Annotated in this window: 12 protein-coding genes; 4 read left to right on the top strand and 8 right to left on the bottom strand. The window is 60.3% G+C overall.

What is annotated here, in order from left to right; translation table 11 throughout:
- Window positions 1-32: 32 nt before the first annotated feature.
- A complete protein-coding gene (gene gcvH, locus GH769_RS23555) occupies window positions 33-416 on the top strand; it encodes a glycine cleavage system protein GcvH (RefSeq protein WP_014720402.1) in 384 nt (127 codons plus the stop codon).
- Window positions 417-546: 130 nt separating this feature from the next.
- On the opposite strand, the gene GH769_RS23550 is transcribed toward gcvH, so the two are convergent.
- The 6 genes from GH769_RS23550 to GH769_RS23525 all read right to left on the bottom strand — a co-directional run bounded on the left by GH769_RS23550 (window position 547) and on the right by GH769_RS23525 (window position 5,803).
- Entirely contained in the window at window positions 547-1,689 is a 1,143-nt protein-coding gene (locus tag GH769_RS23550; protein WP_014720401.1) for a DegT/DnrJ/EryC1/StrS aminotransferase family protein, read from the bottom strand.
- A 164-nt stretch (window positions 1,690-1,853) separates the two neighbouring features.
- Window positions 1,854-2,168 (bottom strand): DUF2388 domain-containing protein, encoded by a 315-nt coding sequence (locus GH769_RS23545; protein ID WP_003176799.1) that lies wholly within the window; start codon window positions 2,166-2,168, stop codon window positions 1,854-1,856.
- A gap of 68 nt (window positions 2,169-2,236) precedes the next feature.
- Window positions 2,237-2,683, bottom strand: coding sequence for an NfeD family protein (locus tag GH769_RS23540; protein ID WP_014720400.1), 447 nt, complete (start codon window positions 2,681-2,683; stop codon window positions 2,237-2,239).
- 10 nt (window positions 2,684-2,693) lie between these two features.
- Complete coding sequence (locus tag GH769_RS23535) at window positions 2,694-3,614, bottom strand: SPFH domain-containing protein (protein ID WP_003195285.1); 921 nt, start codon at window positions 3,612-3,614, stop codon at window positions 2,694-2,696.
- Window positions 3,615-3,690: 76 nt separating this feature from the next.
- Entirely contained in the window at window positions 3,691-5,385 is a 1,695-nt protein-coding gene (locus GH769_RS23530; RefSeq protein ID WP_032902252.1) for a GspE/PulE family protein, read from the bottom strand.
- Between the two features lie 79 nt (window positions 5,386-5,464).
- The gene (locus GH769_RS23525; protein WP_032902253.1) at window positions 5,465-5,803 is read right to left on the bottom strand and encodes a hypothetical protein; all 339 of its coding nucleotides are present in this window, start codon (window positions 5,801-5,803) and stop codon (window positions 5,465-5,467) included.
- A 127-nt stretch (window positions 5,804-5,930) separates the two neighbouring features.
- Between GH769_RS23525 and GH769_RS23520 the strand changes: the two genes are divergently transcribed.
- Window positions 5,931-6,401 (top strand): Lrp/AsnC family transcriptional regulator, encoded by a 471-nt coding sequence (locus GH769_RS23520; protein WP_003195279.1) that lies wholly within the window; start codon window positions 5,931-5,933, stop codon window positions 6,399-6,401.
- A 72-nt stretch (window positions 6,402-6,473) separates the two neighbouring features.
- On the opposite strand, the gene GH769_RS23515 is transcribed toward GH769_RS23520, so the two are convergent.
- Window positions 6,474-7,841, bottom strand: a complete 1,368-nt coding sequence (locus tag GH769_RS23515) for an inorganic triphosphatase (protein WP_020301821.1) — start codon at window positions 7,839-7,841, stop codon at window positions 6,474-6,476.
- A 158-nt stretch (window positions 7,842-7,999) separates the two neighbouring features.
- On the opposite strand from GH769_RS23515, the gene argE reads away from it, so the two are divergent.
- A complete protein-coding gene (gene argE / locus GH769_RS23510; RefSeq protein ID WP_014720396.1) occupies window positions 8,000-9,148 on the top strand; it encodes an acetylornithine deacetylase in 1,149 nt (382 codons plus the stop codon).
- Window positions 9,149-9,281: 133 nt separating this feature from the next.
- Window positions 9,282-10,580, top strand: coding sequence for an amino-acid N-acetyltransferase (argA, locus tag GH769_RS23505; protein ID WP_014720395.1), 1,299 nt, complete (start codon window positions 9,282-9,284; stop codon window positions 10,578-10,580).
- A gap of 113 nt (window positions 10,581-10,693) precedes the next feature.
- Here argA and tauA read toward each other — a convergent pair whose 3' ends face one another.
- Window positions 10,694-11,680 (bottom strand): taurine ABC transporter substrate-binding protein, encoded by a 987-nt coding sequence (gene tauA / locus GH769_RS23500; protein WP_019817785.1) that lies wholly within the window; start codon window positions 11,678-11,680, stop codon window positions 10,694-10,696.
- Between the last annotated feature and the right edge of the window lie 330 nt (window positions 11,681-12,010).

Here is a 12,010-nt window from a genome sequence, read left to right as displayed (position 1 = left end):
GCCGCTGACATTTCATCTTGAGGACACAGACTATGAGCAATATCCCTGCCGACCTGCGTTTTGCCGAAAGTCACGAATGGGCCCGTCTGGAAGCTGACGGCACCGTGACCGTCGGGATCTCCGACCATGCACAGGAAGCTTTGGGTGATGTGGTGTTTGTTGAACTGACCGAAGTGGGCAAGGTGTTTGCCGCTCAAGACCAGGCGGGCGTGGTGGAGTCGGTCAAGGCCGCTTCGGATATCTACTCGCCGATTGCGGGCGAAGTGCTTGCCGTCAACGAAGAATTGGGTGGCAGTCCTGAGCTGTTGAACTCTGACCCGTACGGCGCCTGGATCTTCAAGCTCAAGCCAAGCGACAAGGCCGAGCTGGACAAACTGCTGGATGCCGCCGGCTACAAAGCCGTCATCGGCGAATAAACGCAACAGCTGCAACAGCACACCTCAATGTGGGAGCTGGCTCGCCTGCGATTGGATCACCTGGGTATCACCGATACACCGAGGTGCCAGCATCGCAGGCAAGCCAGCTCCCACAGTTGATTTGTTGTGATCAGTCTTTTTTCAGTACGGCTTTAACCGCCGCTACAGCCCGCTCCACATCCGCCTCCGTCATCGCCGTGAACATCGGCAACGACACGATCAAACGCCCAACACGTTCGGCCACCGGGAACATGCCTTCCTTGAAACCCTGTGCCCGATAGAGGCTCAGCAGGTGGATCGGCGGGTAGTGATAGCCGATACCCACGCCGTGGGCCTGCATCTGCTCCATGAACGTCGCACGGGCTGGCAGGCCATCCTGGCGCTCCGGCAATACCAGTTGGAACAGGTGCCAGTTGCTGTTTTCGAAGTCGGCCGGCGGCAGTTGCGCGCCGTATTGGGCTTCGAAATTGCTGCCGAAGCATTTGAAGTAGTGCCGTGCCAGGTTCTGACGATGGGCGGTGATTTTCTCGATGTGCGCAAATTGCCCCAGGCCGATGGCGGCGGCAATGTCGGTCATGTTGAACTTGCCACCCAGCACATCCACATCCAGGCCATCGAAGCCGCTGCGGGTGACGCCTTGCAGGCGGTACTTCTCTGCCAGACGGGCCTCCTCGGCATTGTTCAACACCAGGCAGCCGCCTTCGGACGACGTAATGTTCTTGTTCGCCTGGAAGCTGAAGGACACGAAGTCGCCAGTTGCGCCGATGCGTTCTCCATCCCAGCTGGACCCCAGGGCCTGGGCAGCATCTTCGACAATGCGCAGGTTGTACTTGTTGGCCAGCGCGTAGAGCATCGGCATATCCAGGGGCAAGCCGGCCAGGTACACCGGGATGATCGCCTTGGTGCGCGGAGTAATGGCGGCTTCCACCTGGGCCAGGTCGATATTGCGCGTCACCGGGTCGATGTCGGCGAAGACGGGAGTGGCGCCCACTTCGAGAATCACGTTGGCCGTGGCAACCCAGGAGATTGGCGTGGTGATGACTTCATCCCCAGGCCCGATCCCGGCGATGCGCAAGGCGATCTCCATGGTGCAGGTGCCCGAGTTGAAGGTGCGCACCGGACGTCCGCCAAAATAGTCTGACAACTGTGCTTCGAACGCCTGCACCTTTGGCCCGCTGGTGATCCAGCCGGAACGCAGAACATCGCCGACCGCCGCGATGGTGGCTTCATCAATGGTCGGTTTGGAAAACGGCAGGAAGGGCTGTTGGCTCATGACGAAGAAGGCATCCGTTTCAGGTAGGCAATGAAAAATAGACGTGTCAGTAGGGCATGGTTGCACGCTGAGACTGAATATAGCCTGTCATCCATGAACGATTCGTCATGCAGCAGGCAAAAAAATGCCGCTTGAAAAAGCGGCATTTTTTATGAGGGCAGTTGTTACTCGGTTACAGCATTCTTCGCCAGGATGGCGTTAGCCAGTTCCATGTCGGTGGCTTGGAGGCCAGGGTTGTCGGCGCGGACCTTCTGCATGGCCGCTTCCAGGTACGGGCCGCGAATGCCGCCGTCGCTGGCGACGAAGCTGCCTGCGTCGTCCTGGGCGGCGACCACCAGCTTGTGGTCCTTGAACGTCAGGTAAGTCGAGCCAGTGGTGGCGCCCGACGAGATGACATTACGCCAGAAGCTATCGGCCATGGCTGAGCCGACAGGTAGGGAAAGCACAGCGAGGGTTGCGACAGCATATTTGAGACGCATGATGGGTGACTCCGGTGGGTTATCTGTACGTTTTGATTGTAGTTAACCCGATCCAGTTCCATCACTGACTAAACAGTTTCAACCTTTAAAATCACCCCATCCTGCCCAACCACGCGGACTTGAGCGCCCACGGGGGCGTCTGCACCGGTGACCATCCACACGCCATCGCCGACTTTGACCTTGCCGCGGCCATCCACTATGGCTTGATGCACCACGAAAGTGCGCCCGACCAACTCTGAACCGCGCTCGTTCAACCCCGGTTGATCGCTGGCCTTGGCACTGCTGCGTTGGCGTTTCCACCAGTACACGGCGGTCAGTATCGACAACACCGCAAACAGCAGCAGTTGCCATTCCAGCCCCAGCGGCGGGAACAGGAACTTGATCACGCCCACGGCTGCGGCGGCGATGCCCATCCAGAGCAGGTAGCCTCCGGCACCGAACACCTCGAGAATCAACAGCACGGTGCCTAGGGCTAACCAGTCCCAAAACGACAAATGCAGCAAAAAGTCCCACATGGTGTTGGCCTCAGCCTTTCTGGTTGCCGAAGGTTGCCTTGACGATTTCGCCGATACCGCCCACGGCGCCAATCACCTGGCTGGCTTCCAGCGGCATCAGGATGACCTTGCTGTTGTTGGCCGAGGCGAGTTTGCCCAGGGCGTCGATGTATTTTTGCGCGACGAAGTAGTTCACCGCTTGCACGTTGCCCGACGCAATGGCTTCGGACACCACTTGTGTCGCCCGCGCTTCGGCTTCGGCCTGGCGCTCGCGGGCCTCGGATTCCAGGAACGCTGCCTGGCGGCTGCCTTCGGCTTCAAGGATTTGCGCCTGCTTTTTGCCTTCCGCTGTCAGGATCGCCGACGCCCGCAGGCCTTCGGCTTCGAGGATCTGTGCACGCTTGATCCGTTCGGCTTTCATTTGGCCGGACATGGCGGCCATCAGGTCGGCAGGCGGGCTGATATCCTTGATCTCGATACGAGTGATCTTGATGCCCCATGGCGCAGTGGCTTCATCCACGGTGCGCAGGAGTTTTTCGTTGATGCCGTCGCGCTGGCTCAGCATGGCGTCCAGTTCCATGGAGCCGAGTACGGTACGGATATTGGTCTGCAGCAGGTTGCGGATAGCATGTTCGAGGTTGTTGACCTCATAGGCGGCCTGGGCGGTGTTGACCACCTGGAAGAAGCACACGGCATCGATCTGCACGGTGGCATTGTCGGCGGTGATGACTTCTTGAGGCGGGATATCCAGCACGCTTTCCATCACGTTGATCTTGCGACCGATGCGGTCCATGACCGGGATGATGATATTCAGGCCGGGCTTGAGGGTGTTGGTGTAGCGGCCGAAACGCTCGACGGTCCATTGGTAGCCCTGGGGCACCACTTTGAACCCCATGAACAGGATGGCGATGGCCAAGCCCACGAAAAGAAGCAGTACGGTTCCGATCTGCATAGCGATTCCCTATCTGAAGGTGTCAGTGAATGACATTAGGCCGATTGTAACGGTCTGGTCACGGATAAGGACGGTTTCATGGCCCAACAAACAAAGGATTTGTTTCTGAATCCCCTGGCGTGACCCGCAACACCTCCGTCATCGTGGTCAGCCCGGCCTTCACTTTCTCGATGCCGGCCATGCGCAGGCTGCTCATGCCCTGCGCCAGTGCCCCACGGCGCAGGGCTTGTACGTCCGCGCCTGGAGTGACCAGCGCCTGGAGTGCCGAGTCCATGAGCATGATTTCATACAGTCCGGCCCGGCCTCGATAACCGCTGTCACGGCAGTGTGCACAGCCGACAGCTTCGTAGCCGCCATCGTCCTCCAGGCCCGCGGGGTGCTTGCAGTGGCTGCACAGAAGCCGCACCAGGCGCTGCGCCATCACACCTATGAGCGTGGCTTTGATCAAATAGTGAGCAATGCCCAGTTCCTGCAGACGGCTGATGGCACTGGGTGCATCGTTGGTGTGCAGGGTCGAGAGCACCAGGTGCCCGGTCAGCGCGGCCTGGATAGCCATCTCTGCGGTTTCCTGGTCGCGGATTTCGCCGATCATGATGATGTCCGGGTCTTGGCGCAGCAGGGCGCGGATGCCGCTGGCGAAGGTGAGGTCGATGTTGTGCTGGACCTGCATCTGGTTGAAGGCCGGCTCGACCATTTCAATCGGGTCTTCCACCGTGCACAGGTTGACCTCGCGGGTCGCCAGTTGCCTGAGGGTGGTGTAGAGGGTGCTGGTCTTGCCTGAGCCGGTCGGGCCTGTGACGAGGATGATGCCGTGGGTGCGTCGCGTCATGGCGTGCCAGCGTTGCTGGTCGGCGCTGGACAAACCCAACTGGTCGAAATCCTTGAGCAGCACCTGTGGGTCGAAAATTCGCATCACCAGTTTTTCGCCGAATGCCGTGGGGAGGGTGGAAAGCCGCAATTCCACTTCGACACCCGCAGGGTTCCTGGTCTTGACGCGGCCATCCTGGGGCTTGCGTTTTTCGGCCACGTTCATTCGCCCCAGGCTTTTCAGGCGGCTGACCACGGCCATGGTGACCTGCGGGGGAAATTGATAGACGTCATGCAGCAGCCCATCAATGCGAAAGCGCACCCGACCCTGGTCGCGGCAGGGCTCGATATGGATGTCGCTGGCTCGTTGGCCAAAGGCGTATTGCAGCAGCCAGTCGACGATGTTGACGATATGCGCGTCGTTGGCGTCCGGCTCCTTGTCGCTGGCGCCGAGGCTGAGCAAGTCGACATTGCCAGGCGCCGTCATTTTTTGATCCGCACCGCTGACGGACTTGGCCAAGCGGTAAAACTCGTTGATACAGCGCTGAATATCCTGAGGGTTGGCAACCACGCGCTTGATCGTGCGTTTGAGTACCTGGGACAGCCCGGCTTCCCAAGTGGTGATATGGGGTTGGGCACTGGCGACCGTCACGCTGTGGGCATCCACCGCGACTGCAAGAATGCCGTGGCGCTGAGCAAAGGCGTGGGACATCAAGGGCACCACGGCCGCCACATCAATCTTCAATGGGTCGATGCGCAGGTAAGGCTGGCCGACCTGCCGGGCCAGCCATTGAATCAAGGTCTCCAGACAAGGGCCCTGGGCTGCGATGCATTCCAAGGGATGCTGGCTGCCGGACGCTGGCGCTACCTTTTGCGCCGCCTGCGCCGTGATCAACCCTTGCTCGACCAGCGCCGGCAACAATTGCTGCAGTTCCAAGAGATGATCGTGAGCGGCGACGGGCATGCAGGTTTTCCTGGGGCGTGGGGGTAATCCCAGGCTAGCCAGCCGCTGAAGATCCTGCTGGCGCTTGTATTGCCGGTTTTTACTGCGCCATCGCCGGCAGCGCTTGAGGCCGCTCGGAATCAGCGGACCACAGTTCCAGGGTGCAGACGCTGATCAGGTTTTGAATCTTTTCACCGATCACCTGGGCGCGGTGCCAGCTCAGGCCGGTCATCACGATATCGATGCTCAGCAGGTCGGCTTCCCGGTTCATGCTGACCTGGGTGGGCGTGAGCAATTGCAGCGCGAAGTAGTTCAGCACCCGGCACAGCACGTCCGGTTCAGCCTCGGCGACGATGCGATAGTGCGCCTGGCAGTGGCTGCTATTGGCGGCCCACGCATCGACGCGGGTGGCGGGGTAGGCGGTTTCGACGGCATGCATGCTGACTCTCCAGTTTAGACTGGAGAAATTTTTACATTCGCCTGGGGAGATTTCTTATCTAAAATAAGCCTGTTTCGCGATAAATCGACCAGAACAATTCAAGATAAGCCTATTCATGGGTACTTTTATGCACAGTGAGTTGGACGCCTACGACCGCCGCATCCTGGCCTTGCTGCAAGAGGATGCCTCGCTCTCCAGTGCACAGATTGCCGAGCAGGTCGGCCTTTCGCAGTCGCCATGCTGGCGGCGTATTCAGCGGCTCAAGGAGGAGGGCGTGATCCGCGGCCAGGTCACCCTGCTGGACCGCAAGAAAATCGGGCTCAACACGCAGATTTTCGCCGAGGTCAAACTCAACGCCCACGGTCGCTCCAATTTCACTGAGTTCACCGAGGCGATTCGCGGTTTTCCGGAAGTGTTGGAGTGCTACGTGCTGATGGGGGCGGTGGATTTTCTGCTGCGTATCGTCACCTCGGATATCGAGGCGTACGAGCGGTTTTTCTTCGAGAAGTTGTCGATGGTGCCGGGGATCCAGGAGGTCAACTCGATTGTGGCGCTGTCGGAGATCAAGTCCACCACCAGCCTGCCAGTCTTGCGCTGACAGGGAGGGCCTCATCGCGGGCAGCCCGCTTCCACAGGAAATGTGGGAGCGGGCTTGCCCGCGATAGCGGTATTACAGGCGCAGAAGGGTCTTCCAGGCACGATTCTGATACACCGCAATCGCCTGATGCATACGCGCATCCAGGGATTCATCGGTAATCGGCTGGTTGGCCAGGTGCGCCAGCTTGTTCAGTTCGCCGTACAAACGGTCCAGCTCAGGAATGTCCACCACATGGCGCGCATGGTGCAGCCAGGCCTGGATGCGTTCGATACGCGGCAGTTGCTCGGCCAGATCTTCCGGCTGTTGCTGGTAGCGCTGCAGTTGCAGGGCGACGGCGTCGTCAGCCAACAGGCGTGGCAGCCAGTTGGTGATTTGCGCAGCGCCCTGGCGGTTGCCACGCACATTACGCTCGGCCGTCCAGGTGCGGGCCAGCAGCCAGCGCGAGAGGTTGAGTGAGAACAGGCCCCAGCGCACGTCTTGCAGCTCTTCGATGAACTGCTCGGGCGCGGCTTTGCGAATGTCTTCATCGTCGTCACCGGCCTGGACCAGCGGGCGCCAGTCTTCCAGCAACGCATCCAGGGCGCTGCGCAGTTCGCTGGTGGATTGGCGCGGCGCGGCCTGACCGAGGCTGCCGATCAGGGCGCGCAACTCGCCGAGGTTCTCGACCCAGTCCTGCAGCAGGCGCCAGTGGCCATTGAAGCGGTATTGCTCAGCCAGGCGCTGGCTGCTGCCCAGCAGGTGCCACAGGATTGCGGCGAAGGCGTCGTCCAATGGCATTTCGGCGTGGATCTGTGGCGCCGGCAGGCTCAGGGAGTAGCTGCTGGCGTCATACAGGCGATAGCCGCGTTCGGCCTTGCTGATGTCGCACGGCATCAGGGCCAGGGTTGCGGCCAGCTCGGCGGCCAGTTCCAGCAGGGCCGCCGGTTCGCCTTCGCGCAGTTCCAGTTCCAGCTCGCAGATTTCTTCTTTCTGCTTGCCGACCACCACATGGCCCAGGTCCAGGGCGGCTTCGATCACCACCTTGGCCTTGCCACGGCCCCAGGCGATCTCGGCGCGTTCACGCACGAAGTCGGTGGTGAAGATCGGCTTGAGGGTCTTTTTGTCCAGCTCGGCCAGTTGCTCGGGCCAGCACTCGCCATCGAGTTTCTTCACGTCGAGCTTGGCTTTGGGCAGGTCCCAGTTGTATTCGTTGCGTTCCGACAGGCCGGCGACGCTTTGGCCGCGGGTCTTGAGGGTCTGGATGATGTCGTCACCGTCCTTGCGCAGGCGCAGGGCAACCTTGGCCTGGGCCAGGTCACGCTCGGGGGTGTCGAAGTACTGGTTCATCAACTCACGGCGTTCCCAGCCACTTTTGTTGCGTTTTTTCAGTAACGGGTGCTCACGCAGCGCGGCGAGTGTTTCGCGGCTGACGCGTAGCTTGATTTCGGTTTCTTTCTGCATGGCCGGAAAATCCAGGATCGGGAGCGCAGCCGGGGAAAAGTGTGGCTGCCAAGGTCGTGCAGTGTACAGGACTGAGCCCGGCAACGTGCCGCAACGGTTTATTGTGTTGCGCAGATGCCTCTATAGTGAGGTTCATCCGGGAAGTTGGGAGACCGCGCATGCCGTTACCGTCCATGAAAGAGCAGTTCGCCGCCTTGATCGCCGCGCCGTCGGTGAGCTGCACCCAGGCGTCTCTCGACCAGAGCAATCGCCCGGTGATCGACCTGCTCGCCGCTTGGCTGGGCGACCTGGGCTTTGCCATCGATATCCAACCAGTCAGCCCCGGCAAGTTCAACCTGTTGGCCAGTTTCGGCAGCGGCCCCGGTGGCTTGGTGTTGGCGGGGCATAGCGATACCGTGCCGTATGACGCGGCGCTGTGGAAGACCGACCCGCTCAAGCTGACGGAAGTCGATGGTCGCTGGGTAGGGCTGGGCAGTTGTGACATGAAGGGGTTCTTCGCACTGGTTATCGACGCGGTGTTGCCGCTGCTGGACCAACCCTTCAAGCAACCGCTGTTGATCCTGGCCACCTGTGATGAGGAAAGCTCTATGTCCGGTGCCCGTGCGCTGGCCGAGGCGGGGCGCCCATTAGGTCGTGCAGCTGTGATCGGCGAGCCGACCGGGCTCAAGCCTATCCGCTTGCACAAAGGCGTGATGATGGAGCGCATCGACATCCTCGGGCGCAGCGGCCACTCGTCGGACCCCAGCCTGGGCCACAGTGCCCTGGAAGCCATGCATGACGCCATCGGCGAACTGCGCGGCCTGCGCCTGGCGTGGCAGCGCGAGTACCGTAACGCGCAATTCAGCGTGCCGCAGCCGACGATGAACTTCGGCTGCATTCACGGCGGCGACAACCCCAACCGCATCTGCGGCCAATGCTCCCTGGAGTTCGACCTGCGCCCCCTGCCGGGCATGGACCCCGAGGTGCTGCGCGCCGCGATTCGCCAGAAGCTCGAACCCGTGGCCGAGCGGCATAAGGTCAAGATCGATTATGCGCCGTTGTTCCCCGAAGTCCCCCCCTTTGAGCAGCCCGAAGACGCCGAGTTGGTGCGGGTGGCGGAACGTTTGACCGGTCATCGTGCCGAAGCAGTAGCGTTCGGCACCGAAGCGCCTTATCTTCAGCGCCTCGGTTGCGAAACCCTGGTGCTCGGGCCTGGCGACATTGCCTGCGCTCACCAGCCGGGCGAATACCTTGAAATGTCACGCTTGACGCCTACAGTGCGTCTATTGCGGGAACTGATCGAACACTACTGCCTGAAACCTGCATAAATTTGCCCTTGCCCATTCGTACATAAGGAGAGTGAGCGTGTCGCCAAGCCTGTTCCGACGATAACCATCAGCCGCTGTGCGCTTTCACGATTGATCCTTTATTTGGCTGCTTTTTATTACAGGCCCAGGTGTTATGCCCGAATACGTCAATTGGCTTCGTCACGCTTCGCCCTACATCAACGCCCACCGCGACTGCACCTTTGTGGTCATGCTGCCCGGCGATGGTGTGGACCACCCCAACTTCGGCAATATCGTCCACGACCTGGTGCTGCTTCACAGCCTGGGTGTGCGCCTGGTGCTGGTGCATGGCTCGCGCCCGCAAATCGAAACCCGCCTTCAAGCACGCGGCCTTACCCCGGCTTACCACGAAGGCTTGCGCATCACCGATGCTGCGACGCTGGAGTGTGTGATCGACGCGGTGGGCCATCTGCGTATTGCCATCGAGGCGCGCTTGTCCATGGACATGGCGTCCTCGCCGATGCAGGGCTCGCGCCTGCGCGTGGCCAGCGGCAACCTGGTCACCGCACGGCCAATCGGCGTGCTTGAAGGCGTGGACTACCACCACACCGGCGAAGTGCGCCGGGTCGACCGCAAGGGCATCAACCGCCTGTTGGATGAGCGCTCTATCGTGCTGCTGTCGCCGTTGGGGTATTCGCCCACCGGCGAGATCTTCAACCTGGCCTGCGAAGACGTCGCCACCCGCGCCGCCATCGATCTGGGCGCCGACAAATTGCTGCTGTTCGGCGCCGATCCCGGTCTGATCGATGAGAACGGCCGCCTGGTGCGTGAATTGCGCCCACAACAAGTACCCGCGCACCTGCAACGCCTGGGCAGCAACTATCAAGCCGAACTGCTCGATGCCGCTGCCGAAGCCTGCCGGGGTGGAGTAGGGCGCAGCCATATCGTCAGCTACGCCGAAGATGGCGCCTTGCTTACCGAACTGTTCACCCGCGATGGTGGCGGTACGCTGGTGGCCCAGGAACAATTCGAACTGGTGCGCGAAGCGGCGATTGAAGACGTCGGCGGCTTGCTGGACCTGATCAGCCCGCTGGAAGAGCAGGGCATTCTGGTGCGCCGTTCGCGGGAAGTGCTGGAGCGGGAGATCGAACAGTTCAGCGTGGTCGAGCGCGAAGGCATGATCATCGCCTGCGCGGCGCTGTATCAGATCGCGGATTCGGATGCGGGGGAGTTGGCGTGCCTGGCAGTGAACCCGGAGTACCGCCACGGCGCGCGAGGCGATGTGTTGCTCGAACGCATCCAGACCCGGGCACGCGCCCAGGGCTTGAAAACCCTCTTTGTACTCACCACCCGTACGGCCCACTGGTTCCGCGAACGCGGTTTTGTGCCGAGCAGCGTGGACCGCCTGCCGTCGGCGCGGGCGTCGCTGTACAACTATCAGCGCAACTCGAAGATTTTCGAGAAGGCCCTGTAAAAGAATACTGCTCTGTGTGGGAGCTGGCTTGCCTGCGATAGCGGCGCCTCGGTTTAACTGCAGGACCGAGTTGCTGGTATCGCGGGCAAGCCAGCTCCCACCAAAGACTGTATTTATTGTGGGATGAATTTGTCGGTCACATAGGCCGAATAATCCGGCAGCACCGTCTCTACCTTCCCCTGTTCCTTCAGGAACTTCGCCGTTTCCTCAATCGCCTTCGCCGTGCCGCCCTTGAGCAGCGCAGCGGTTTGCTGTGCCTGCGCATCCGGAAACGTCGTACCGGCCAACAGTTCCGGAATGTCGTCGGCATTTGAACCTGTCAATTTGGCGATTTTCTGCACTGGCTCGGAATCCACCGTCCAGCTGTCTTTGTGGGCGGCATAGTCGGCAAAGGCATCCAGGGTAACTTTGGCGAACTTGGCCACTACCTCAGGATGTTTTTGCGCAAAATCCTTGCGCGCCACCCACACCTCAAACGTCGGTGCGCCCCATTGGCCCACCTGCGCCGCGTCTGTCAGGGTTTTTCCGGTCTTGCGGATTTCGCCCAGGGCCGGTGACCACACAAAAGCCCCATCAATATCGCCACGCTTCCAGGCGGCGGCGATTTCGGCCGGTTGCAGGTTCACCACTTTGACTTGTTTGGTGTCCAGCCCCCAGTGTTTCAGCGCGCCGAGCAGGCTGTAATGGGAGGTGGAGACGAAGGGCGTGGCGATGGTTTTACCAATCAAGTCCTGGGGGTTGTCGATGCCACTGCCGTTGCGCACCACCAGGGCTTCAGAAGCGTTGATCTGTGCCGATACGATAAACGCCACAATCGGCAGGTTGCGCGAGGCCGCCGCCGCGAGCGGGCTGGAGCCGAGATTGCCGATTTGTACATCACCGGAAGCGATGGCCGTGACTACCTCTGGCCCGCTGTTGAAGCGGCGCCAGGCGATTTTTTCGCCGATGGCTTTTTCGTACAGGCCGTCGGCCTGGGGAACCTTGCTGGGATCGATGCCGGTCTGGTAGCCCACCGTCAGGTCGGCGGCGTTGACACCAAAAGAAAGTAATAGCGATACAAAAACTGTAACAAATTGACGGGAGGATGTGCGTTTGGCCATGATGGCGTCGCCTTTTTGATCGTGAGTGACGTATGCAACCGTACGGCAACACTAATCGATCTAAAAAAGCACCAGTAAATACCCTTTAGGAATTAGCTTATGGAGCGGCGCGTCTATCCTGACCGACCAGCTTCATGGAAAGTCTTATTCCTGGATCGTATGAAAAAGAATGAAATAATTCTTTTTGGGTGTATGAAAAACTCATTACCCTGCAGGGACCAAATCAACTGCGATTAGACGAAGGTAGTAGACACACAAGGTTACGATTGACTTGGTGGTCACTATCTGGCGCTAATCGCGCATCTGTGGATCGAGGGCGTCAGACCCGAG

The organism is Pseudomonas sp. CFSAN084952 (assembly GCF_009648855.1).
In the GTDB taxonomy this organism is placed as follows: Bacteria; Pseudomonadota; Gammaproteobacteria; order Pseudomonadales; family Pseudomonadaceae; genus Aquipseudomonas; species Aquipseudomonas paracarnis.
This window is presented reverse-complemented; position numbering and strand designations above follow the sequence as displayed.

Coding starts and splice junctions, on each gene's coding strand:
- argA (WP_014720395.1), top strand. CDS start 9,282: ATGCCCGAATACGTCAATTGGCTTCGTCACGCTTCGCCCTACATCAAC.
- GH769_RS23525 (WP_032902253.1), bottom strand. CDS start 5,803: ATGCATGCCGTCGAAACCGCCTACCCCGCCACCCGCGTCGATGCGTGG.
- GH769_RS23520 (WP_003195279.1), top strand. CDS start 5,931: ATGCACAGTGAGTTGGACGCCTACGACCGCCGCATCCTGGCCTTGCTG.
- tauA (WP_019817785.1), bottom strand. CDS start 11,680: ATGGCCAAACGCACATCCTCCCGTCAATTTGTTACAGTTTTTGTATCG.
- GH769_RS23540 (WP_014720400.1), bottom strand. CDS start 2,683: ATGTGGGACTTTTTGCTGCATTTGTCGTTTTGGGACTGGTTAGCCCTA.
- GH769_RS23535 (WP_003195285.1), bottom strand. CDS start 3,614: ATGCAGATCGGAACCGTACTGCTTCTTTTCGTGGGCTTGGCCATCGCC.
- GH769_RS23530 (WP_032902252.1), bottom strand. CDS start 5,385: ATGCCCGTCGCCGCTCACGATCATCTCTTGGAACTGCAGCAATTGTTG.
- GH769_RS23550 (WP_014720401.1), bottom strand. CDS start 1,689: ATGAGCCAACAGCCCTTCCTGCCGTTTTCCAAACCGACCATTGATGAA.
- argE (WP_014720396.1), top strand. CDS start 8,000: ATGCCGTTACCGTCCATGAAAGAGCAGTTCGCCGCCTTGATCGCCGCG.
- GH769_RS23545 (WP_003176799.1), bottom strand. CDS start 2,168: ATGCGTCTCAAATATGCTGTCGCAACCCTCGCTGTGCTTTCCCTACCT.
- GH769_RS23515 (WP_020301821.1), bottom strand. CDS start 7,841: ATGCAGAAAGAAACCGAAATCAAGCTACGCGTCAGCCGCGAAACACTC.
- gcvH (WP_014720402.1), top strand. CDS start 33: ATGAGCAATATCCCTGCCGACCTGCGTTTTGCCGAAAGTCACGAATGG.